Origin of the sequence: Sphingobium sp. LMC3-1-1.1 (assembly GCF_040676285.1) — a bacterium.
Lineage (GTDB): Bacteria > Pseudomonadota > Alphaproteobacteria > Sphingomonadales > Sphingomonadaceae > Sphingobium.
In genome coordinates this window covers 1,056,734-1,076,739 of the sequence record NZ_JBEGHQ010000001.1, presented here as the reverse complement: position 1 = coordinate 1,076,739, position 20,006 = coordinate 1,056,734, and the positions used below count along the sequence as shown (strand labels likewise).

General features: G+C 64.7%; 23 protein-coding genes. 6 read left to right on the top strand and 17 right to left on the bottom strand.

Annotated elements, in window-relative coordinates; translation table 11 throughout:
* Positions 1–75: 75 nt before the first annotated feature.
* Positions 76–795, bottom strand: a complete 720-nt coding sequence (locus MRBLMC3_RS05365; RefSeq protein WP_363826401.1) for a pirin family protein — start codon at positions 793–795, stop codon at positions 76–78.
* 108 nt (positions 796–903) lie between these two features.
* Here MRBLMC3_RS05365 and MRBLMC3_RS05360 point away from each other — a divergent pair, with 108 nt between their 5' ends.
* Both MRBLMC3_RS05360 and ctrA read left to right on the top strand, forming a co-directional pair.
* Positions 904–1,797, top strand: coding sequence for a LysR family transcriptional regulator (locus tag MRBLMC3_RS05360; protein WP_363826398.1), 894 nt, complete (start codon positions 904–906; stop codon positions 1,795–1,797).
* Between the two features lie 209 nt (positions 1,798–2,006).
* Entirely contained in the window at positions 2,007–2,714 is a 708-nt protein-coding gene (gene ctrA / locus MRBLMC3_RS05355; RefSeq protein ID WP_025549663.1) for a response regulator transcription factor CtrA, read from the top strand.
* 111 nt (positions 2,715–2,825) lie between these two features.
* Here the strand turns inward: ctrA and MRBLMC3_RS05350 are convergent, their stop codons facing one another.
* The 3 genes from MRBLMC3_RS05350 to MRBLMC3_RS05340 form a co-directional block, all read right to left on the bottom strand.
* Positions 2,826–3,170 carry a hypothetical protein gene (locus MRBLMC3_RS05350; RefSeq protein WP_363734484.1) on the bottom strand — a complete coding sequence of 115 codons (345 nt, stop codon included), beginning with the start codon at positions 3,168–3,170 and terminating at the stop codon, positions 2,826–2,828.
* A 349-nt stretch (positions 3,171–3,519) separates the two neighbouring features.
* A complete protein-coding gene (locus MRBLMC3_RS05345) occupies positions 3,520–4,203 on the bottom strand; it encodes a hypothetical protein (RefSeq protein WP_363826395.1) in 684 nt (227 codons plus the stop codon).
* A 100-nt stretch (positions 4,204–4,303) separates the two neighbouring features.
* Entirely contained in the window at positions 4,304–5,554 is a 1,251-nt protein-coding gene (locus MRBLMC3_RS05340) for a S8 family serine peptidase (protein ID WP_363826392.1), read from the bottom strand.
* A 163-nt stretch (positions 5,555–5,717) separates the two neighbouring features.
* Between MRBLMC3_RS05340 and MRBLMC3_RS05335 the strand changes: the two genes are divergently transcribed.
* The gene (locus tag MRBLMC3_RS05335; RefSeq protein ID WP_363755029.1) at positions 5,718–6,206 is read left to right on the top strand and encodes an RNA polymerase sigma factor; all 489 of its coding nucleotides are present in this window, start codon (positions 5,718–5,720) and stop codon (positions 6,204–6,206) included.
* On the top strand, positions 6,203–6,901 hold the full coding sequence (locus tag MRBLMC3_RS05330; protein ID WP_363826389.1) for an anti-sigma factor family protein: 699 nt from the start codon (positions 6,203–6,205) through the stop codon (positions 6,899–6,901). Before MRBLMC3_RS05335 ends, MRBLMC3_RS05330 begins: the two co-directional genes overlap by 4 nt.
* Before the next feature lie 19 nt (positions 6,902–6,920).
* Here MRBLMC3_RS05330 and MRBLMC3_RS05325 read toward each other — a convergent pair whose 3' ends face one another.
* From MRBLMC3_RS05325 to MRBLMC3_RS05305, 5 genes are read right to left on the bottom strand one after another with little or no spacing between them, the layout of a single operon-like run.
* Entirely contained in the window at positions 6,921–7,685 is a 765-nt protein-coding gene (locus MRBLMC3_RS05325; RefSeq protein WP_363826386.1) for a metallophosphoesterase, read from the bottom strand.
* A gap of 43 nt (positions 7,686–7,728) precedes the next feature.
* Positions 7,729–8,283: a dCTP deaminase gene (dcd, locus tag MRBLMC3_RS05320; protein WP_133652330.1), complete on the bottom strand. Its 555-nt coding sequence runs from the start codon at positions 8,281–8,283 to the stop codon at positions 7,729–7,731.
* Positions 8,284–8,289: 6 nt separating this feature from the next.
* Complete coding sequence (locus MRBLMC3_RS05315) at positions 8,290–8,748, bottom strand: cytidine deaminase (protein ID WP_363826383.1); 459 nt, start codon at positions 8,746–8,748, stop codon at positions 8,290–8,292.
* Entirely contained in the window at positions 8,745–9,410 is a 666-nt protein-coding gene (locus MRBLMC3_RS05310) for a glycoside hydrolase family 25 protein (protein WP_363826380.1), read from the bottom strand. The genes MRBLMC3_RS05315 and MRBLMC3_RS05310 overlap by 4 nt, the downstream gene beginning before the upstream one ends.
* 32 nt (positions 9,411–9,442) lie before the next feature.
* Entirely contained in the window at positions 9,443–9,925 is a 483-nt protein-coding gene (locus MRBLMC3_RS05305) for a UPF0262 family protein (RefSeq protein WP_025549400.1), read from the bottom strand.
* 135 nt (positions 9,926–10,060) lie between these two features.
* Between MRBLMC3_RS05305 and MRBLMC3_RS05300 the strand changes: the two genes are divergently transcribed.
* Positions 10,061–11,542: a replicative DNA helicase gene (locus tag MRBLMC3_RS05300; protein WP_363734492.1), complete on the top strand. Its 1,482-nt coding sequence runs from the start codon at positions 10,061–10,063 to the stop codon at positions 11,540–11,542.
* Between the two features lie 38 nt (positions 11,543–11,580).
* On the opposite strand, the gene MRBLMC3_RS05295 is transcribed toward MRBLMC3_RS05300, so the two are convergent.
* The 8 genes from MRBLMC3_RS05295 to MRBLMC3_RS05260 all read right to left on the bottom strand — a co-directional run bounded on the left by MRBLMC3_RS05295 (position 11,581) and on the right by MRBLMC3_RS05260 (position 19,085).
* Entirely contained in the window at positions 11,581–11,976 is a 396-nt protein-coding gene (locus MRBLMC3_RS05295; protein ID WP_133652326.1) for an MAPEG family protein, read from the bottom strand.
* Positions 11,977–12,152: 176 nt separating this feature from the next.
* Positions 12,153–12,944: a phosphoadenylyl-sulfate reductase gene (locus MRBLMC3_RS05290; protein ID WP_133652325.1), complete on the bottom strand. Its 792-nt coding sequence runs from the start codon at positions 12,942–12,944 to the stop codon at positions 12,153–12,155.
* Positions 12,937–13,377 carry a DUF934 domain-containing protein gene (locus tag MRBLMC3_RS05285; protein WP_363734494.1) on the bottom strand — a complete coding sequence of 147 codons (441 nt, stop codon included), beginning with the start codon at positions 13,375–13,377 and terminating at the stop codon, positions 12,937–12,939. The genes MRBLMC3_RS05290 and MRBLMC3_RS05285 overlap by 8 nt, the downstream gene beginning before the upstream one ends.
* Entirely contained in the window at positions 13,370–15,001 is a 1,632-nt protein-coding gene (locus tag MRBLMC3_RS05280) for a nitrite/sulfite reductase (protein WP_363755018.1), read from the bottom strand. The genes MRBLMC3_RS05285 and MRBLMC3_RS05280 overlap by 8 nt, the downstream gene beginning before the upstream one ends.
* A gap of 3 nt (positions 15,002–15,004) precedes the next feature.
* Entirely contained in the window at positions 15,005–15,301 is a 297-nt protein-coding gene (locus tag MRBLMC3_RS05275; protein ID WP_133652322.1) for a DUF2849 domain-containing protein, read from the bottom strand.
* Complete coding sequence (cobA, locus tag MRBLMC3_RS05270; RefSeq protein ID WP_363755016.1) at positions 15,298–16,086, bottom strand: uroporphyrinogen-III C-methyltransferase; 789 nt, start codon at positions 16,084–16,086, stop codon at positions 15,298–15,300. The genes MRBLMC3_RS05275 and cobA overlap by 4 nt, the downstream gene beginning before the upstream one ends.
* Before the next feature lie 108 nt (positions 16,087–16,194).
* Positions 16,195–17,628 (bottom strand): succinylglutamate-semialdehyde dehydrogenase, encoded by a 1,434-nt coding sequence (gene astD, locus MRBLMC3_RS05265; RefSeq protein ID WP_363826377.1) that lies wholly within the window; start codon positions 17,626–17,628, stop codon positions 16,195–16,197.
* Between the two features lie 62 nt (positions 17,629–17,690).
* On the bottom strand, positions 17,691–19,085 hold the full coding sequence (locus MRBLMC3_RS05260; RefSeq protein WP_363826374.1) for a protein adenylyltransferase SelO family protein: 1,395 nt from the start codon (positions 19,083–19,085) through the stop codon (positions 17,691–17,693).
* 40 nt (positions 19,086–19,125) lie between these two features.
* Between MRBLMC3_RS05260 and MRBLMC3_RS05255 the strand changes: the two genes are divergently transcribed.
* A complete protein-coding gene (locus MRBLMC3_RS05255; RefSeq protein WP_363826372.1) occupies positions 19,126–19,995 on the top strand; it encodes an alpha/beta fold hydrolase in 870 nt (289 codons plus the stop codon).
* Positions 19,996–20,006: the final 11 nt, after the last annotated feature.

The window sequence follows — 20,006 nt, the reverse complement described above, 5'->3', positions numbered from 1 at the left end:
GTTGGCCGCCTGCGCCGGGGGAGGGGAAGAGCGCAGGCGGCCTTTCGGCCTGCCCAGAGGGAGGAAGGACGGGCCTTATTCGCTGTCCACCAGGACGATTTCGGCGTCCTCGATGGCGGTGATGACGATGGGCGCGCCGCCGATGATCGCAGCGCCGTCCCGCGCCTCGAAAATCTGGCCGTCAATCTCGATCCGGCCGGTTGCCGGAACCAGATAGAGGTGGCGCCCCTCGGCACTGTCGTAGGTCACGCTCTCGCCCGCCTTGACGGTTCCGCCGAGCAGCCTGACGTCGGCGCGGACGCGCAACGCCTCGCCATCCTCGGCGTGGCCGCTTGCCAGAACGACCAGCCCGCCCGATCGGTCGCCCTTCGGAAAAGGCTTGGCGCCCCAGCATGGCTGACCGCCCTTGGAGCGCGGCATGACCCAGATCTGAAAGAGGGTCGTCGTCTCGTCTTCCAGATTATATTCGGCATGGCGGATGCCGGTGCCCGCGCTCATCACCTGGACGTCGCCGGCCTCGGTACGACCTCTGTTGCCCAGGCTGTCCTGATGGGTGATCGCGCCCTTGCGGACATAGGTGATGATCTCCATGTCCGCATGCGGATGCGGCGGAAAACCCGAACGGGGGCGTATTTCATCATCGTTCCAGACGCGGATCGCGCCCCAGTTCATGCGGGCGGGATCATGATAGTCGCCAAAGGAAAAATGGTGACGCGCATTCAGCCAGCCATGATCGGCATGACCGAGGGACGCGAAGGGGCGACGCTCGATCAGGCTCCCTACTGTCATACTCATGATCAATGCCTTTCGATTGCGATGCCGGACGGTTCCGGCTTGCTTAATCCCCATCTAGCGATCAGGATCGTTTCTTGAATAAGCAGCATTGAAACGGATTGTTTCCTTATGCGTCTTCCGGATTTCGAGGCATGGGCGATGTTCGCCGCCGTGGTCGAACATCGCAGCTTCACCGACGCCGCCAAGGCACTGAGCGTGTCCAAGGCCACCGTGTCCAAGGCCGTGACGCGCCTGGAGCAGCATCTGGACACCAGCCTGTTCAGCCGCACCAGCCGTCGCCTCGCGCTGACTGAGAGCGGCAGGCGGCTGGCCGATCATGCGGCGCGCATCCTGTCCGAGGGGCAGGCGGCGGAGGAAGCGGCCAGAGATGAAACGGCCGAACTTTCCGGCGTTGTCAGGCTCGGCGCGCCGATGACCTTCGGCTTGCTCCGCATCGCACCGCTGGTTGCCGAGTTCACGAAGCAGAACCCGCTGGTCGACATCGACCTCCACCTCTCCGACGCACGCATCGACCTGGTGGAAATGGGCCTGGACGCCACCATCCGCATCGCCGACATGCCCGACAGTTCGCTTCGGGCCCGACGCCTGGCCGATGTCGAGCTGCACGTGGTGGCGTCGCCTGCCTATCTGGCGGAACGGGGACGCCCCGCCCATCCGTCCGACCTGGGTAGCCATGATTGCCTCTGCTATTCCAACACGCCGACGCCTGAGGTCTGGCGCTTTTCGGGGCCGGGCCAGCAGAATGTCGTGGTGCAGGTACGCGCCCGCCTGACCGTCAACAGCGGCGAGGCGATGCTGCCGGCCCTGCGTGTCGGGGTCGGCATTGCCCGTCTGCCCGACTTCATCGTCGGGCAAGCGCTGGCCGCTGGTGAACTGGAAGAACTGTTGGTGGACTGGCGGCCGCCGCCGATCGGCATCCATCTGGTGACGCCGCCGTCGCGGTTGCGGCCCGCGCGGGTCGATGCGGTGCTGGATTTCCTCACCCGCCATCATGGCTGCTGAGTTCTCGTTTCGAAGACGAATCCATATTGACTCCATCTGAATCATTTCGTGCTCAAAACGTTGAAAACAGATTCAAAATAGCACGACTCGTGGAATTCTGCCGGTTAGCGAAAAATTAACCTTTGTCCTTCAGAAGTTTTTTGGTTAATGAATTGGAGCGGTCGTCGTTCTCTGGGGGTGAACGGAACCGCTACGCAAAGGGGCTTCACATGCGCGTGCTGCTAATCGAAGACGAACCGACGACGGCCAAGGCGATCGAGCTGATGCTCACCACCGAGGGGTTCAACGTCTACACGACCGACCTGGGCGAAGAAGGTCTCGACCTCGGCAAGCTCTACGACTACGACATCATCTGCCTCGACCTGAACCTGCCGGACATGCACGGCTATGACGTGCTCAAGAAGCTCCGTGCGGCGAAGGTGCAAACGCCCGTGCTGATCCTGTCCGGCGTGGCGGAAATGGACAGCAAGGTTCGCTCCTTCGGCTTCGGCGCCGACGATTATGTGACGAAGCCCTTCCATCGCGAGGAACTGATCGCCCGCATCCATGCAGTGGTCCGTCGGTCCAAGGGGCATTCGCAGTCGGTTATCCGCACCGGCAAGCTGGCGGTGAACCTGGACGCCAAGACCGTGGAAGTGGACGGTAACCGCGTCCACCTGACCGGCAAGGAATATGCGATGCTGGAGCTGCTCTCGCTCCGCAAGGGCACGACGCTGACCAAGGAAATGTTCCTGAACCACCTTTATGGCGGCATGGACGAACCCGAACTCAAGATCATCGACGTCTTCATCTGCAAGCTGCGCAAGAAACTGGCGCTGGCCTGCGGCGGGGAAAATTACATCGAGACCGTATGGGGCCGCGGCTATGTGCTGCGCGATCCCGACGAAGCCGAGGAATTCGCGACCAAGGTCGCCTGACCGTACCATAGCGACGGAAGAAAAGGCTGCCGGTTCCAGTGGGATCGGCGGCCTTCTTCATTCATGTGTTCTGCGACGGGCAGAACCTGATGGCTCCGGAAAGATGCGAAATCATCGCCACTTATTATCGGTGTCCGGCCCCTGTGCACGCGTCCGAAAGCCAGGCCGTTTCGTTTCGATCGAGGGACGGAATGCGTCAGGCACATGATATCCTTCGGTCGGCCGATCGATAGTGACGCGGTTTCTGACCGCCTCCGGATTGATCTCGGCCGTCAGTTGCACGCCAAAGCTCTGCCCCTTGCGCCACGCGATCCGACCATGGGCAGGCCGGCAGTCGGGCAGGAGGATGACCACGCTCTCTCCCACGGCGAGTTCGCGGTCGCACCGCCCGCCCAGGCCCATTTCCGAAACGTCGCGGACCAATATGTCGATCTCACCATGATCTGGATGACGCATACGTGCCTTCAGCAGTCTGCGCTGGCGATCATGAAGCCGCTTGGAAGCAAAATCGGAATCCGAAACGGACATTCCGTACCGTATCTCTTCAATATGGTGCCGCGACGCACCTTTGGCGACCTTCGGTTCCGTTCGACATGGCCGAAGGAACCCTATGATGTGCAATCTAGACCTTTAGGCGCGCCATGAAAAGCGCGATCATCTTAAACCATTTATATCAAAGGCTTTTGATGCCCGGTTCAGAAAGCGTGAAGGCTGGCGATCCGGTGAGGATCGCCAGCCTTCGATCAGGCGGGGAGGCGGCAATAGGGCTGAAAGCCGGGCGGGGACATGCCGCCTCCGGGCGAGGTCAGTTGGCCGCCTGATCCGAGTTTGTCGAACTGGCTGAACCGGACGCCTGTCCGCTGCCCGACAACTGCCCGGAGGCATCAACGGATGCCAGGCCGTTTGCGCTGTTCGCCGCGCCGTTGGCGGCGCCCGCAACGCTCCCCGCGGCATTGCCGGCTACCGTACGGGTGCGGTTCGCGGCATTGGCAGCGTGGTCACGCGCTGCCCCTGCGGTGGCGCTGGCGCGGTCCCTGGCCTCGCCTGCGGTTGTGGCGGCGCGATCCCGCGCTGCGCCGACGGTGCTGCCGGCCTGGTCGCGCAGGCCACCCACGGCGTTGCGCACGTCGCCGGTGCCAAGCGTGTCGGCCGTCAGGCTGCCGCTTGCCGATCCGCTGGCAGAACCCGAAGCGTTGCCGCTGTGGCTCTTGCCGTGGCGGCTGACCGATCCGGAGGCAGAACCGTTGCCGCTGCCATGGCCGGAACCGCTGGCGCCGACGCGGCCATTCTCCAGGTCGATGCTGCGGTCGAGGCCAACGCCGCCCGAACCGCTCAGCGTACCGCCCAGCGATCCGCCCACGCCGCCCAGCGCGCCACCCAGGCCGCCGCCGAGCATGCCGCCGCCACCGCCACCCAGCAACTGGGCAGAGGCGGGCGCGGCGGTGAGAGCAGCGAGAGCGGCGGTAGCAATCAGGAATTGGACTTTCATCGATCGTCTCCTTGTTCGTTGTCGATCCGATGGCAGGACAACGGAAGGGCGATCCACTTTAATCCCCGAATGTCATGAAAATTTTTCAAATATTTGAAAATCAATCATTATTTCTGCAATTGCCGCAAATGACGCTGAGCCCGGCATTGCGCTTTGCTTCCGCGCGCAAGGCCTGCACGCTGCCGGCAGCGAACAGCCGCCCCGCCACCAGCGGCGCCGCGAAGGACGTGCCGCGAACCTTGCCCTTGCCGCCATCGACTCGCGCTGCATTCATGTCGGCCCCCGGCGCTGCGAAGTCGACGTGACGCGCTCGCCCGGCCTCGGGCAAGACGCGGCCGCGCCCGTCTATGCCGGTGACGGCGACTACCCCGGCATAGGAGGCGGGATAGGCCGGAGGGGCCGCCGGACCGTCATTGCCCACCGCCGCGACAATGGACAGGCCGCGTTCCCGTGCCAGTCGGATCGCGCCGGCGAGCAGCGGATTGTCCGGCCCCACCAGGCTGACCGTCACCACTTCGGTCCCGCGCGCCACCATCCAGCCCAGCGCCCGCGCGATCGCGAAGGCGCTGCCGCCCGCGGGATCATCGCCATAGACATCCGCCACCAGCAGCGGCGCGCCAGGCGCCGCACCCCTGATGCTGCCTGTCCCGCTGATCAGGGAGGCTACCGCTGTCCCATGTGCGCTGGCGCGAGGAGCGCCGCGGGCGAAGCCCCGCTGCTCGATCACGCCGCTCAGCGCCGGGTGGCGGGCGACGCCGCCGTCGATCAGGCCTGCCACCTTGCCACGCGCCGTCCCGCCCTCAGCCAGTGCGGCTGCGGAAATGCCGATCGAAGGCCCGCTGGGGAAATAGAGATTGTCGGCGCTGGCCTGTGCCTCCGGCGCGAGTGATCGGACCTGTTTCAACGCGCGCGACAGGCTTCGGCCCTGCGGCACGGTCAGACGCGCGATGTTTAGGTCCAGCCCTTCTATGGCCGCATTTTCCACGCCATAGCCGGCTGAACGCAGCGCCTCGACGCTTTCCGTCCGCGCTCCGGTCAGCAATATCACCCCGCGCCGCGCCGGTTGGCGCCGGTCGTCCAGTTCCACTTCATCCGCATGCCGCCGCAGCAGATCGTCGATTCGCGCTGCGCGCGCCGCTACCAGCCGGTCGGCCAGCCGCGCGGGCGACAATTGGTCGAGCCCAGCCTGATCCAGCGCGCCGTCCACCCGGTCCAGCACTTGCGGCACGATGCCGCCCACTGGTCCGCTGACCTGACCCAGGGTGCCGCCGGTCGCGGGCAACAACTGCGCCTGCGCGCCCGGTGCGGTCAGCAGCAGGCCTGCGACGATCCATGGACGCGTGAATTTCATCTCGACCTCTCTACCACCGACCTTTTCACAATCGGACTGCTTTACGGTCCTTTCGCTCTCAAAATGATTCATCGCGAAAAAATTTCCGATACAAGTTCCGTGCTCAGGGATGAAACGTGCGGCGATGGTCGTTTCATCCTTCAGGAAGCTGAATGGAGACCGGATGTCGTTCGAAAGCGATCTGTTGGCGATCCTGCCCCGGCTGCGCCGCTTTGCCGCCAGCCTGTCGCGGGACCGCGCCGATGCGGACGATCTTTGCCAGGCGGCGTTGGAAAAGGCGCTCCGGGCACGCGATCAATGGCAGCCGGGGACAAGACTGGATAGCTGGATGTATCGGATCATGCGCAATCTCTGGATCGACGAGGGCCGCTCCCGGCAGCGCGCCGCCCGCACCTTCGCGCCGGAGGAGGCCGGCGAGCATGTCGGCCATGCGGGCGACCGGGATGTGGAGGCGCATGTCATGCTGTCCGACGTCGACCGCGCCATGCGCAGCCTCCCCGACGAACAGCGGGAGGCGATCGCGCTCGTACTGGTGGAGGGGCTGTCCTACAAGGAGGCGGCGGAGGTGCTGGACATTCCGATGGGCACGTTGACGTCGCGGCTGGTACGCGGGCGCGGCGCGCTCATCGAACTGCTGGGGGAAGCGGCATGACGGATATCGACGAAACCATGCTGATCGCCCTGGTGGATGGCGAACTGGACGAGGTGAGCCGGCGGCGCATCGAGCGTGCGGTGGCGGAAGACCCGGCTTTGGCGGCCCGGCTGGATATGCATGTCCGCCTGCGGGAGCGGTTGGCGGATCATTATGCGCCGATCGAGGCCGAGCCTGTGCCGGCTGCGATGCGGGCCTTGTTGCAGGCGGAGGCGAAGGTCGTCCCTCTCGCTCGTCCGGTGGCGGCGCGGCGGCACGCCTGGATGACGGGCGGCGCGATTGCCGCGAGCCTGTTGCTGGGTCTTGGCATCGGACATTTTTCTGGCGGCGGCGGCGACAGTCCGGTCGCGGTGGAGCAGGGCACCATGGTCGCGCAGGGCGAACTGGCATCAGCGCTTGAAACCCAACTGGCTTCCGCTCAGGACAGCGCGCCGATTCGCATCGGCCTCAGCTTCCGGCGCAAGGGCGGCGGCTGGTGCCGCAGCTTCGAAGGGCAGGCCATTTCGGGCGTCGCCTGTCGCCAGGAGCAGGGCTGGCAAGTGCAGCAGCTTGTGCCGGGTTCGGGGCAGGAGACTGCCTATCGGCAAGCGTCTTCGGGCGATGCGCGCCTCATGGCGACTGTCGATGCCCTGATGGATGGCTCCCCCCTCGATGCCGCGCAGGAGAAAGCGGCCAAGGCCAGGCGCTGGCAATAGGACAGGCCGGGAAAGCTGGTCAGGCCCCGGTCTGCAGAAACCAGCGTCTGTCCTTTTCCAGCCCGATGGCGGTCAACAGGCCGCTGCGGAAGGCGCCGGTGTCGATGCCGATCCGGTTGGGCTGCGCGTCCACATCGTCGCTGATGCTGTGGCCATGAACGATCATCTTGCCGAAATGGTGGCGATGGTTCAGGAAATCGCCCCTGATCCATCGCAGATCGGCGGCAATCTGCGCGTCGAGGGCGATCCGCGGCCGAACCCCGGCATGTACGAAGAGATAGTCGCCAAGCGGCAGCATATCGGGGAAAGCGTCGAGAAAATCGACATGATCGCGGGGGACATGCGCCAGCATCCATTGCGCGATCGCCTCGTCGTCCATCCCGGCGCTCTGCCCCGGCTCCAGGCCGTAGCTTGCCAGCGTCTCCACCCCGCCATAACGACGGAAGGGGGCGGCGGCCCGCACATTTCCGCGTGCCGCCGCCACGAACATTTCCTCATGATTGCCCTTGAGGAAATGGACGTCCTCGCCCGCATGCGCCAGGTTCATCGCCCGTTCGACCACTTGCCGCGACTGCGGTCCCCGGTCGACCAGATCGCCCAGCAGGATCAGCAGCCGGGGCAAAGGGCGTCTGTCCGCCTCGTCCAGCGCGATCCTGTCGAGCAATTGGGCAAAAAGGTCGTCGCGGCCGTGAACGTCACCTATGGCATAGACGCGCCTGTCCGGGCCCACGCTGGGGGAGGGCGCGTCGTCCGGCGCCTTCCGCCTGCGGAAGGGGATCAGCATGGCGGGCCTGCCTCACACATCATGCCGCCAATGTCGCACAGCGTTACAGGCGCGGCAATGTCACGCCCTGCTGGCCCATATATTTGCCCGCCCGGTCGGCATAGCTGGTCTCGCACGGTTCGTTGCCCTTGAGGAACAGGAACTGGCACGCGCCCTCATTGGCGTAGATCTTGGCGGGAAGCGGCGTCGTGTTGGAAAATTCCAGCGTGACATGCCCTTCCCAGCCGGGTTCCAGCGGTGTCACGTTCACGATGATGCCGCACCGCGCATAGGTGGATTTGCCAAGGCAGATCACCAGCACGTCGCGGGGCACGCGAAAATATTCGACCGTGCGGGCCAGCGCGAAGCTGTTCGGCGGGATGATGCAGACGTCGGTCTTGCGGTCGACGAAGCTGTTGGCGGCGAAATCCTTGGGATCGACCACGGCGCTGTCGACATTGGTGAAGATCTTGAACTCGTCCGCCACCCGCGCATCATAGCCGTAGGAGGAAAGGCCATAGCTGATGCAGCCGTCGCGCCGCTGGCTCTCCACGAACGGCTCGATCATGGCGTTGTTTTGCGCCTGTTCGCGAATCCACTTATCCGACAATATCGACATGGCTGTTCAGCTCTTTCCGGGGGTGATGCCCAAATCGGCAGGACCGAAGGCAAGGGGCAGAAGGTCGGCGACGCGATGTTCGACCAGCGCGTCTCCTTCCGGTGCAGCGCAATAGATGGCGAGCGTCCGCCCGGCCATCTGCTCGGCTTCGTTCATGACCTGGCGGCATCGGCCGCAGGGGGTGACGATGGCCTCGCCCGATGCGACGCCGTCCGCGCCCATGGCGCCGCCCACGACCGCGATCGCCTCGACATCGGCAAGGCGGCCCTGGGCATTCGCCGCCGCCAGCGCCACCGTTTCGGCGCATAGTGACAGGCCGTAACTCGCATTCTCGAAATTGCAGCCGGTCACGACCTGCCCGTCGGTCAGCCGCACCGCCGCGCCGACGGCGAAGCGGCTATAGGGCGCATGCGCATGGCGCATCGCTTCCCTTGCCGCCTCGATCAGCTTTTCCGTCGCATTCATCGTGCCATCACATCCCATCGCACCGGACCGTCGATGCCGTCGATATGCCGCATATCATTGGCTGTCCACATCACCCATCTGCGCTTCCCGCTATCGGGCGCGAAGAAATTGCGGTCCAGCCACAAAGTCCGGTTGATCCCCGATGCAATGGCATATCGGGCATCGAAATCGTCGCTGACATTCAGCAGGACCGGCGTGCCCGCATGACTTTCGATCAGGTTGATGAGCGTGTTCAGTTCCGAAAGCACTGCATCCTGCCCCGGCCGGGCGCGGCAGCCCGGCTCGAACGCCAGCCTGATGACCGGCGGCAGGGCGGCATTGTCGCGCGGCACCATGGCCATGAAGCCGGTGGCCTGTTCCGAGGCACTGGCGCAGAGGCTGAAATCGAGCGCAGCGCCATAGCGCATCCCTGCCGCGCGCGCTGCGGCCCAGTTCGCCTCGAACGCCGGATCGCGAAAGCGCCCGCCGCGCGAGGCGCGGATATAGGCGAAATCGGTTCCCTGCGCCGCCAGCGTGCCCCAGTCGATCGAGCCATTGTCCGATGATACCGACACGCCCTGCGTCGGGAACGCCTCCCGATCGGGGGCCCATTCGCGCGCGTAGAGCCATCCGCCCAGCGCCATCAGGCCCAGGACGGCAAGAAGCAGGCAGAAACGAACCATGAAATGGCCGGCGCTGATGATACGGATGCCCCTTACCCCTTGATATGCAGGACGCAGATCAGCGTGAACAGGCGACGGGCCGTGTCGAAGTCGACCTTGATCTTGCCGTCCAGCCGCTCGATCAGTGTCTCGGCGGCGGCATTGTGGATGCCCCGGCGTGCCATGTCCACCGTTTCGATCTGTTGCGGTGAAGCATTGCTGATCGCCTGGTAATAGCTGTCGCAGATCGCGAAATAATCGCGGATCGGGCGGCGGAACCGCCCAAGGCTCAGAATGATCGCCTCCAGCGGGTCGCCATTTTCACGGCGTATCTCTATGACCAGCCGGCCTTCCTCGACGCGCAGATGCACCTTGTAGGGGCCGGCATAGCCGTCCTCATGGCTGCGCTGCGGCTCGAAATAATTATCCTCCAGCAGGTCGAAGATGGCGATGCGCCGCTCCTGCTCCACATCGGCATTGCGCCAGAGGATCGTCCGCTCGTCGAGCGTGATATCGATGATGCGCGGATCGGCCATGAACGCTATGGTCAGTGCGGCGGAGCACAGGGAAATGCAACCGGGAAAAGCAGGGCGCCGGGTTGTCCACAGCTTTTCCCAATCGTTTCAATGTCGGACCTTGCGCGCCGCCGTCAGCGAAGCGATGAGGGGGCAATGGTCGAACTCGTGCAAATCAACCCCGCCGCAGAAACCGGCATCACCGAACTCCCGCGCAACGTCGAGGCGGAGGCCGCGCTGCTGGGCGCGCTCATGATCGACAACCGCATTGCCGAGGATGTGCAGCTCAAGCTGAAGCCAGAGCATTTTTTCGAGCCCTTGCACGGCCGCATCTACGAAGCGGTGATGCGGCTGGTCGAACGCGACATGGTCGCCAACCCCGTGACGCTGAAACCGATGCTGGAGCAGGATCCGGCGCTCAAGGAACTGGGCGGTGTCGGCTATCTGGCGCAATTGACGGGCAATGGCGCCGCGTTGCTGGGTGCGCGCGACTTCGCGGCGCAGATCTATGACCTCGCCCTGCTGCGCCAACTTGTCCATGTCGGGCGCGAACTGGTTGAAAGCGCTCTCGACACCAGCGAGGACGTGAATCCACGCGAACAGATCGAGCAGGCTGAGGTCGCCCTTTACAAGGTTTCCGAAGGGGAGGGGGAAACCGGCTCGGTCAAGAGCTTCGCCACCGCCACGACTATGGCGGTCCAGATCGCGGAGCGGGCGCTCAACAGTGGCGGGCATGTGTCCGGCATCACCACCGGCATCAACAGCCTGAACGAAAAGATCGGCGGCATGCACAATTCGGATCTCATGATCCTTGCGGGTCGTCCGGGCATGGGCAAGACATCGCTGGCGACCAATATCGCCTATAATGCCGCCTCGCGCTGGCTGCGCGACAATGCGGACGGCATTTCGCCGGAAAAGAATATGGGCGCGAAGACCGCCTTTTTCAGCCTGGAAATGTCCGCCGACCAGCTCGCCACGCGCGTGCTGGCGGAACAGTCGGGGATCAGCGGCGAAGCGCTGCGCATGGGCAAGATCAGCCGGTCAGACTTCCAGAATCTTTCGCGGGCAGCGCGCGAGTTGCAGGAATTGCCGCTGTTCATCGACGACACGCCTGGCCTGACCATCGCCGCGCTGCGCACGCGCGCCCGCCGTTTGAAGCGGCGGCATGACATTGGTTTCGTCGTGGTCGACTATCTCCAACTGCTCCAGGGCACGGGTAAGGGCGACAATCGCGTCAACGAAATTTCGGAAATTTCCCGCGGCCTCAAAACCTTGGCCAAGGAACTCAACTGCCCGGTTCTGGCGCTGTCCCAGCTCAGCCGCGCCGTCGAACAGCGCGAGGACAAACGGCCCCAATTGTCCGACCTTCGCGAATCAGGCTCCATCGAACAGGACGCGGACATGGTCTGGTTCGTGTTCCGCGAGGATTATTATGTCGCCGCGAAGGAGCCGGGGAACAAGGAGAGTTCCGAGCATCTGGAATGGGCGCAGGAGATGGAGCGCATCTACGGCCTTGCCGAAGTGATCATCGCCAAGCAGCGCCATGGCTCGACCGGGCGCATCCGCATGAAGTTCGATGCGAAGATCACCCGCTTCTCCGATCTGGCGGAGGGCAGCTACATGGACGATTATGAATAGCGGCGCGATGTGCAGGAAAATGGGCGCAGGAAAATGGTTCAGCCCGAAACGAAGGCCTGAAAGACCAGCGCGAGCCCGATCATGCTGACCAGATAGGCGATCGTCCGCACCACGGGCACGCCCATGCCGTAGAGCGGGAGATACACGGCCCGCGCACCCAGCCAGAGCCAGCCGCCGATCGCCGTCATCCCGCTGGTTTTCCCCGCGATCACCACGCCGATCAGGGTGATGATCGCGATGGGATAGGTTTCCAGGAAATTCGCCTGCGCCCGCACCAGCCGCCCACCGACGGGATCGAGCGGCGGCAATTCCTCATCCCGCGCACCCATATTCCACTTGGTGCCATATTGCCGCGTCTTGATATGCGCCGCCGCGAAGATGTGGACCAGCAGCAGCACGCAACTCCACGCCAATATCTTCAGCTCGACGGCCATATCCTGTCCTCCGCTCGGTCTGTCATGAACGGCGACCATATCGCGCCTGAAGGGCTCGCGCCATCAGTCTCCGTTCCGGCATAAGACGATGGCTCGCTCCGGGGCCGGCTCCGGGGTTGCTGCCCGGCTGTCAGGTCAACCGGGCATGCGCGTCGCGGGCAGGATGTCCTTTTCGGTCAGAACACCGGCTGGTTGGCCGGATCGTCCGGATCGGCGATGGGGGAGGGGATTGGCGTCACCGGCGTGTGAATGCCGCACTCCACCTTGTCCCAACCACGCCAGCGGCCAGCGCGCGGGTCTTCGCCCGGCAGCACCTTGGACGTGCACGGTTCGCAACCGATGGACAGATAGCCTTGCGCCTCCAGCGGGTGGCGCGGCAGCTTTTCCGCCTCGAAATAGGCCTCCAGATCGTCCTTCGTCCAGTCGCCCAGCGGATTGATCTTCAGACGGCCGTCTTCGATCTCGAAACGGGGCAGGTTCTGCCGCGTCACCGACTGAAACGCCTTCCGTCCGGAAATCCAGGCATCCAGGCCATTTTTCGCGCGGCTCATCGGTTCGACCTTGCGGATCTCGCAGCAGCCATCGGGGTCGTAGGACCAGCGCAGGCCCGTCTCGTCCTTCTTCGCCAGCACGTCCGCATCCGGCACGACCGTCCGGCTGTCGGTAAAGCCCAGCGTGCTGATCAGCGTTTCGCGATAATCCAGCGTCTCGCGAAACATCTTGAGCGTGTCGACGAAGATCACCGGCACGGTCCTGTCCGCCTTCGCCACCAGCGACAGCAGAACCGCGCTTTCCGTGCCGAAGGAGGAGACGACGGCGACATTCCCCGCCAGCCCCTCGGCAAAGACGGTCCTGAGCATCGAAAGCGTGTCGACGCCACTGAAGCGCGCATTGAGCGCATCCGCATCCGCCTGGGTAAAGGCGGGGCGGGCATCGATCACGTCAAGCTTGCGGGCAGGTTCAGCCATTTGCAGTCTCCGGGTGCCGCTTCGCCCAGACTGGGCGGCGGCCGTCGATCGTCTTCTGATAGACATCGTCATAACGGCGGAGCGCGCGCTCCACGGCGGCATCGTCCAGCGCCTTGTCGGGCCGGAAGCTGTCGAAGCCGCAGCGGCGCATCGCGACAATCTGGTCCACCAGCACATCGCCCACGGCGCGCAGCTCGCCGATATAGCCGGCCTCGCGCAATATCCGCGCCGCCGAATAGCCGCGCCCGTCGCCGAACGCCGGGAAATTCACCTCCACCAGCGACAGCCTGTCCAGATGGGGCAGCAATTCGCGGGCATCCTCGCCAGCTTCGATCCGGACGGCGGTCGAATTGGACTGGCCGGTGAAGGATTCGACCGTGACGGCCGGTTCCTGGCCGACTTCGCCTTCGCGGAAGGAGAGGAACTCAACCATAGATCGCCTCCTTGAAGGGCTTCATGCCAAGACGGCGATAGGTGTCGAGGAAGCGTTCACCTTCCTCCCGCTGCGCAAGATAGATGTTGGTGACCTTCTCGATCGCGTCGACCACGCCGTCCTCCGAAAAGCCGGGTCCGGTGATCTGCCCGACGCTTGCATCCTCCGCACCCGATCCGCCGAGCGAGAGCTGGAAATTCTCCACGCCCTTCCGGTCCACGCCCAGCACGCCGATATGGCCGGCATGATGATGGCCGCAGGCATTGATGCAGCCGGAAATCTTGACCTTCAGCTCGCCCAGTTCCTTCTGCCGGTCCGCCGCGGCGAACCGTTCCGACAGCTTCTGCGCCAGTGGGATGGAGCGGGCATTGGCAAGGCTGCAATAATCCAGGCCAGGGCAGGCGATGATGTCGGTGATCAGGTCCAGATTGGCCTCCGCCAGCCCGGCCTCGTCCAGCTTCTGCCAGACGGCGTGGAGGTCCGCCTTCTTCACATGCGGCAGGACCAGGTTCTGCGCATGGGTGACGCGCAGTTCGTCGAGCGAATATTGCTCGGCCAGGTCCGCCACCAGGGCGATCTGCTCTGCCGAGGCATCGCCCGGAATGCCGCCGCGCGGCTTCAGGCTGATGTTGACGATGGCATAGCCCGGCTGCTTGTGCGCCGCGACCTGCCGGTCCACCCACAGGGCAAAGGCCGGATCGTTGCGATCGACGCTGTCGTCCAGGCCCGTTTCATAGGCGGGACCAGCGAAATAGGCGCGGATGCGGTCCAGTTCCTCGGTCGGCGGGTTGAGGCCCAGCGTCCGCATATGGGCGAATTCTTCCTCGACCTGCCGCTTATATTCCTCGACACCCAGCTCGTGGACCAGGATCTTGATCCGCGCCTTGTACTTGTTGTCGCGCCGGCCATAGCGGTTATAGACGCGCAGGCACGCCTCCAGATAGGAGACGATCTCCTCCTCGGGCACGAAATCCCTGATGAGCGGGGCAACCATCGGGGTGCGGCCCATGCCGCCGCCGGCATAGACCTCCGCACCGATCCGGCCGTCGCGCGACACCAGCTTCAGGCCGATGTCGTGCAGCCGCATGGCGGAACGGTCTTCCTCGCTTGCGATCACCGCGATCTTGAACTTGCGCGGCAGGTAGGTGAATTCGGGATGGAAGGTCGACCATTGGCGCAGCAGTTCCGCCCAGGGGCGCGGATCGGCCACCTCGTCCGCCGACACCCCGGCATATTGGTCGGAAGAGATGTTGCGGATGCAATTGCCGCTGGTCTGGATGGCATGCATCTCGACCGTCGCCAGTTCGGCAAGGATGTCCGGCGCGTCGGCCAGCTTGATCCAGTTATATTGCAGGTTCTGCCGCGTCGTGAAGTGGCCGTAGCCCCGGTCATATTTCGCCGCGATCTCTCCCAGCTTGCGCATCTGGCGGGCGCTCAGCGTGCCATAGGGAATGGCAACGCGCAGCATATAGGCGTGAAGCTGGAGATAGAGGCCGTTCATCAGCCGCAGCGGCTTGAACTGGTCCTCCGTCAGTTGCCCGGCCAGACGGCGCTGGGTCTGGTCGCGAAATTCCTCGACGCGGGCGTCGACGATGGACTGGTCGTAGCTGTCGTAACGATACATGGTTCAGATCACCCAGTTGCCGGCATCGGCGTCATTCGGTTTCAGCGTCAGGTCGGGGCGCACCGTCGGCCCCAGGGCGCGGATGCGGTCCTTGATATGCGCGGGGCGCACGCCCTCTCCGGTCACGGTCGCATCGATCACATAGGCGCCCACGACCCGCAACGCGGCTTCCTCCGCGCGGGCCAGATCCTCGCCCTTGTCGCTCACGTCGACGGAATCGCCGACCTGCCGCGACCAGCCGTCGCCCGCCCACCAGATCACGTCCCCGGTGCCGAGGTCATTGCCGGTCAAAATCTTCACTTGTCAGTCTCCGCCCCAAATGTCTCCTGCGCGACCCAGCCGGCCAGCACATCTTGCGCCAGCGCATAGGCCGCAACCTCTCCCACCACAATCAGGGCGGGACTTTTCACCTTTTCCCGCGCCACCATCTCGCCCAGATCGGCAAGCAAGGTGCGCAGCGTCCGCATGTCGGCGCGCGTGCCGTTTTCCAGAACGGCCACGGGAATAGCCGGGGACACGCCGTCGGCGATCAGCTTGTCGGCAATGTCCGCCGCCGTCGCCACGCCCATATAGATGACGAGCGTGCGCCCAGCGCCGGCCAGGCCCGACCAATCCTGATCGGTCAGCCCCTTGCATTGCCCCGCAACGAAGCTGACCGCGCTCGCCGCCGCGCGGTGGGTGAGGGGCAGCTGCGCCTGCGCGGCACAGCCGACGGCGGCGCTGATGCCCGGCACGATCTCCACCGGCACCCCGGCGGCGCGGCATGCCTCCATCTCCTCGCCGCCGCGGCCGAAGATGAAGGGGTCGCCGCCCTTCAGCCGGACGACCCGGCGCCCGGCGAGCGCCAGTTCGACCAGCAGGGCATTGATCCCGTCCTGCGGCACCGAATGACGGCTGCGCTGCTTGGCGACCGAGATCAGTTCGGCTTGCGGGGAGGCAAGCGCCAGTATCTCGGCGGAAACCAGCCCGTCATGCACGATCACCTCGGCCTCGCCGATCAACCGCGCCGCGCGCAGCGTCAACAGTTCCGGATCGCCCGGACCAGCACCGACAAGGGTGACAGTGGCAGTGGGAGTTTCAGCCATGCTGGGCAGATGGCGAAATCGGCCCGTGGTTTCAATTCAGAATGCATTGGCCAGGGCGAAGGAAAATTTGGGAGGGGTCGATCTGACGCCGTCGCCCCGACCCGACGCTCAATCGCCCATCGTGCTGGTGTCGATGTCCTTCAGGCCGACGCCGATGGACGCGCGCGGCTGCTCGATTTCCACCGACACGACCGGATAGGCGCAATAATCCGCCGCATAATAGGCGCTGGGCCGATGGTTCCCGGAAATGCCCACCCCGCCAAAGGGCGCGGAGGAGGATGCTCCGTTGGTGGGGCGGTTCCAGTTGACGATGCCCGCCCGGATATTGGCCCAGAACTGGTTATATTGTTCCGGCGATCCCCCGATCAAAGCCGCGGACAGGCCGTAGCGGGTGTTGTTCGCCTCCCGGATCGCGGATTCGAAATCCGGGACGCGGACGACCTGCAACAAGGGGCCGAACAATTCGATGTCGGGCCGTTCGGCCATGGCGGTCACGTCGATGATCGCTGGCGTGACGAAGGGCAGCCCCTTGGTCGTGCGGACCATATGCTTGATCGGCTTGCCGCCGTTGCTCATCAGGTAGAGGAAGCTCTCCGTCAGCTGATCGGCCGCCTGATTGTCGATCACCGGGCCTATATAGGGCGCGGGGTCGGCATGGGGATGATCGACGATCAGCCGGTCGGCCAGCTTCTTGACCTCTCCGACCAGCGTGTCTGCCAACTCGTCCTTGACGATCAGCCGGCTCGCCGCGGTGCAGCGCTGCCCGCTCGACAGGAAGGCCGACTGCACGATCAGCGTCGCGGCGCTGGGGACGTCTGCCGTATCCCAGGCGACGATCGGGTTGTTCCCGCCCATTTCCAGCGCCAATATCTTGCCCGGATTGGCGGCGAACTGCCGGTTGATCGCAATGCCCGTCTGGGCCGACCCGGTGAAGAGGATACCACCCACATCGGGATGGGCGGCCAGCGCCTTGCCCTCATCCGGGCCACCCAGCACCAGCCGGACGGCGTCCTCCGGCACGCCGGCCTCATGGTAGAGGCGCACCAGCATTTCACCTACCGCAGGCGTCTTTTCCGATGGCTTGAAGACGACGGCATTGCCCGCCAGCAGGGCAGGGACGATGTGACCGTTGGGCAGATGCGCCGGGAAATTATAGGGTCCCAGCACCGCCATGACGCCATGGGGCTTGTGCCGCACGGACTGGCGAGCGCCCATTGCCGCCTCCAGCCGCCTTTGTCCGGTGCGTTCGGAAAAGGCGGCGACGGAGATATCGACCTTGTTCATCACCGCCGTCACTTCGGTCCGCGCATCCCACAGGGGCTTGCCGGTCTCGCGCGCGATCAGGTCTGCCAGCGCCTCTTCATTGGCGCGCACGACATTGACGAAGCGGCGCAGCGTTTCGATGCGATAGGCGATGGGCTGGGCGGCCCATCTGGGCCAGGCGGCACAGGCGCGGGCAACCTCCGTCGCCACATCGCTGGCAGTCCCCTGCCACAGAAGTTCGCCAGTGGCGGGTTCGAACGAAGTCAGCGCGGCGGACATGCTGCCGATATGGCAATTAATTTCGCTTTAGGGAAGAGCCTGGCTCCCGATAGAAGCTCCGCTCAAGGCACGCTTGGCGCCTCCCCCAAAGCATCGCCCATGCGCCGGATCGCAGCCACCTTGGCATGCAGCGGCGTCCAGTCATCATCCCTGTCGATGGCGCTCCAGATCGCCTCCACCTCATCGATATGCATGGAGCAGGGCAGCGGATCGGCCCAATAGCCATGATCCTTCGGCCCCTTTGCCTCAAATCCGGCAATGGCCTCGCGAAAAGCGGCCCATTCTTCCCCGGCATAGGGCGCGCCGTCGCGCGGATCGCCGCCGCGCCAGTCGTGGAAGAAGATGTCGATGGGCCTTTGGCTGGCGATCATGCCTCGCACGGCCGCCTCGATCATGGTGGAGGCGTCATCCGTCGGCTCCACGCCCAGCCGCCAGCAGAAGCGGCGCGCCATCGCCTCGGCATAGAGTGCCGGAAAACGCTCCAACTGCTCGACCAGCGGTTCCGCCTCCACCAGCGGACGCAGCGATACGGCAAGCTGCGCCGCGTCCCAATGGATCGCCTCCGCCTGCCGTCCGAAGGCATAGAGGCCGGCATGGTCGAAATAGGCGGCTGTGAATCCCGGCTCCCATAGCGGCGTGAACCGCCACGGGCCATAGTCGAAGCTTTCGCCCGTCACATTGATATTGTCGCTGTTCAGCACGCCATGGACGAAGCCCGCCACCATATAGCTTGCCGCCAGATCGGCCGTGCGCTCCACGACCCGGCCCAGCAATTGCGCCGGCGGATTGTCCCCTGGCACTTCGCCATACAGCTTCGTCAGCGCATAGTCGACCAGCCGCTCCAGCAGCGCCCTGTCGTCGAAATAGGCGGCGCGCTGGAATGACCCGATGCGGATATGCGAGTGGCTGAGCCGCACCATCACCGCGGCGCGGGTGGGGGAGGGTTCGTCATGGCGCTCCAGCGCCTCGCCCGTCTCTATGATGGAAAATGTCTTGGAGGTGTTGACGCCCAGCGCTTCGAGCATCTCCGTCGCCAATATTTCCCGCATGCCGCCCTTCAGCGTCAGCCGTCCGTCGCCGAAGCGGCTGTAGGGCGTCCGGCCCGAACCCTTTGTGCCCAGGTCCAGCAGCCGACCCGCCCGGTCGCGCAGTTGCGCGAACAGGAAGCCGCGGCCGTCCCCGATATCGGGATTGTACACGCGGAACTGATGCCCATGATAACGCAGCGCCAAGGGCTGGGGCAGCGATCCCTCCAAAGGCCGGAATTGCCCGAAATGCGCCAGCCATTCCTCCTCGCCCAGCTCGCCCAGGCCCACCGCATCTGCCCAGCGATCGTTGCGGAAACGCAGGATGGCCTGGGGAAAGTCGGCGGCCGCGACGGGGTCGGCGAAATCGGGCTGCAGCGCGGCGATTTCATTCGCGGGGCTGAATTTGGCGGGTTGCAGGGCAGGGCGCATGCGGCGATATGGGGGATGCAGGGTGGAAGGATCAAGCAGCTTGAGCAGCTATGGCGACGGATACTGGTGGTCCCCCGATGGGCTGAGGCTCCATTATCGCGATTATGCTGGCGGAGATGGCGGTCGTCCGCCCTTGCTCTGCCTGCCCGGCCTGACGCGCAACGCCCGCGATTTCGAGCCTCTCGCCGCGCGCCTTGCCGGACAATGGCGTCTCATCTGCCCCGACATGCGCGGCCGCGCCGAAAGCGCGCAGGCGAAGGATCCGATGACCTATGTCCCGCTCACCTATCTGCAGGACATCAGCCGCCTGCTGGCGGATCTGGGCATCACCCGCTTCGTCGCCATCGGCACGTCGCTGGGCGGCATCATCACCATGCTGATCGCGGCTACCCACCGCGAGTGGCTGGCGGGCGCGCTGCTCAACGATGTCGGGCCGACGCTGGAGGAGGCGGGGCTTGCGCGTATCCGCACCCATGTCGGCATCGGCCAGTCCCATCCAAGCTGGGTTCACGCCGCCCGCGCATTGGCGGAATCCAATCGCGACATCTATCCCGGCTATGGCCTCGACCAATGGCTGGCCATGGCCAAGCGGCTCTACCGCCTGAACAGCTCGGGCCGGATCGTCCTTGACTATGACATGCGCATAGCCGAGCCGCTGCGGGTCGCCGGCAGCGAGGCGAGCGTCGACATGTGGCCGGTCATGCAGGCCTTCCGCGGAATCCCGACGCTGGTGCTGCGCGGCGAGCGCTCCGACCTGCTTTCCGCCGCCACTGCCGCCCGAATGGTGGAGGAGATCGGCCCCGGCGCGGAGTGCGCGGTCATCTCCAATGTCGGTCATGCCCCGGTCCTCGACGAGCCTGAATCCGTTGCCGCCATCGACCGGCTGCTGGAGCGGGTCCTGAATGGCTGAAGCGGCTTGAG

What these genes read in the sequence shown, in the direction of transcription:
- MRBLMC3_RS05290 (WP_133652325.1), bottom strand. Translation starts at nt 12,944, where the DNA reads ATGGCTGAACCTGCCCGCAAGCTTGACGTGATCGATGCCCGCCCCGCC.
- ctrA (WP_025549663.1), top strand. Translation starts at nt 2,007, where the DNA reads ATGCGCGTGCTGCTAATCGAAGACGAACCGACGACGGCCAAGGCGATC.
- MRBLMC3_RS05365 (WP_363826401.1), bottom strand. Translation starts at nt 795, where the DNA reads ATGAGTATGACAGTAGGGAGCCTGATCGAGCGTCGCCCCTTCGCGTCC.
- MRBLMC3_RS05295 (WP_133652326.1), bottom strand. Translation starts at nt 11,976, where the DNA reads ATGGCCGTCGAGCTGAAGATATTGGCGTGGAGTTGCGTGCTGCTGCTG.
- MRBLMC3_RS05350 (WP_363734484.1), bottom strand. Translation starts at nt 3,170, where the DNA reads ATGCGTCATCCAGATCATGGTGAGATCGACATATTGGTCCGCGACGTT.
- MRBLMC3_RS05310 (WP_363826380.1), bottom strand. Translation starts at nt 9,410, where the DNA reads ATGGTTCGTTTCTGCCTGCTTCTTGCCGTCCTGGGCCTGATGGCGCTG.
- MRBLMC3_RS05325 (WP_363826386.1), bottom strand. Translation starts at nt 7,685, where the DNA reads ATGCTGATCCCCTTCCGCAGGCGGAAGGCGCCGGACGACGCGCCCTCC.
- MRBLMC3_RS05330 (WP_363826389.1), top strand. Translation starts at nt 6,203, where the DNA reads ATGACGGATATCGACGAAACCATGCTGATCGCCCTGGTGGATGGCGAA.
- MRBLMC3_RS05345 (WP_363826395.1), bottom strand. Translation starts at nt 4,203, where the DNA reads ATGAAAGTCCAATTCCTGATTGCTACCGCCGCTCTCGCTGCTCTCACC.
- MRBLMC3_RS05300 (WP_363734492.1), top strand. Translation starts at nt 10,061, where the DNA reads ATGGTCGAACTCGTGCAAATCAACCCCGCCGCAGAAACCGGCATCACC.
- MRBLMC3_RS05260 (WP_363826374.1), bottom strand. Translation starts at nt 19,085, where the DNA reads ATGCGCCCTGCCCTGCAACCCGCCAAATTCAGCCCCGCGAATGAAATC.
- MRBLMC3_RS05360 (WP_363826398.1), top strand. Translation starts at nt 904, where the DNA reads ATGCGTCTTCCGGATTTCGAGGCATGGGCGATGTTCGCCGCCGTGGTC.
- MRBLMC3_RS05315 (WP_363826383.1), bottom strand. Translation starts at nt 8,748, where the DNA reads ATGAATGCGACGGAAAAGCTGATCGAGGCGGCAAGGGAAGCGATGCGC.
- MRBLMC3_RS05280 (WP_363755018.1), bottom strand. Translation starts at nt 15,001, where the DNA reads ATGTATCGTTACGACAGCTACGACCAGTCCATCGTCGACGCCCGCGTC.
- cobA (WP_363755016.1), bottom strand. Translation starts at nt 16,086, where the DNA reads ATGGCTGAAACTCCCACTGCCACTGTCACCCTTGTCGGTGCTGGTCCG.
- dcd (WP_133652330.1), bottom strand. Translation starts at nt 8,283, where the DNA reads ATGTCGATATTGTCGGATAAGTGGATTCGCGAACAGGCGCAAAACAAC.
- MRBLMC3_RS05285 (WP_363734494.1), bottom strand. Translation starts at nt 13,377, where the DNA reads ATGGTTGAGTTCCTCTCCTTCCGCGAAGGCGAAGTCGGCCAGGAACCG.
- MRBLMC3_RS05305 (WP_025549400.1), bottom strand. Translation starts at nt 9,925, where the DNA reads ATGGCCGATCCGCGCATCATCGATATCACGCTCGACGAGCGGACGATC.
- MRBLMC3_RS05335 (WP_363755029.1), top strand. Translation starts at nt 5,718, where the DNA reads ATGTCGTTCGAAAGCGATCTGTTGGCGATCCTGCCCCGGCTGCGCCGC.
- astD (WP_363826377.1), bottom strand. Translation starts at nt 17,628, where the DNA reads ATGTCCGCCGCGCTGACTTCGTTCGAACCCGCCACTGGCGAACTTCTG.
- MRBLMC3_RS05340 (WP_363826392.1), bottom strand. Translation starts at nt 5,554, where the DNA reads ATGAAATTCACGCGTCCATGGATCGTCGCAGGCCTGCTGCTGACCGCA.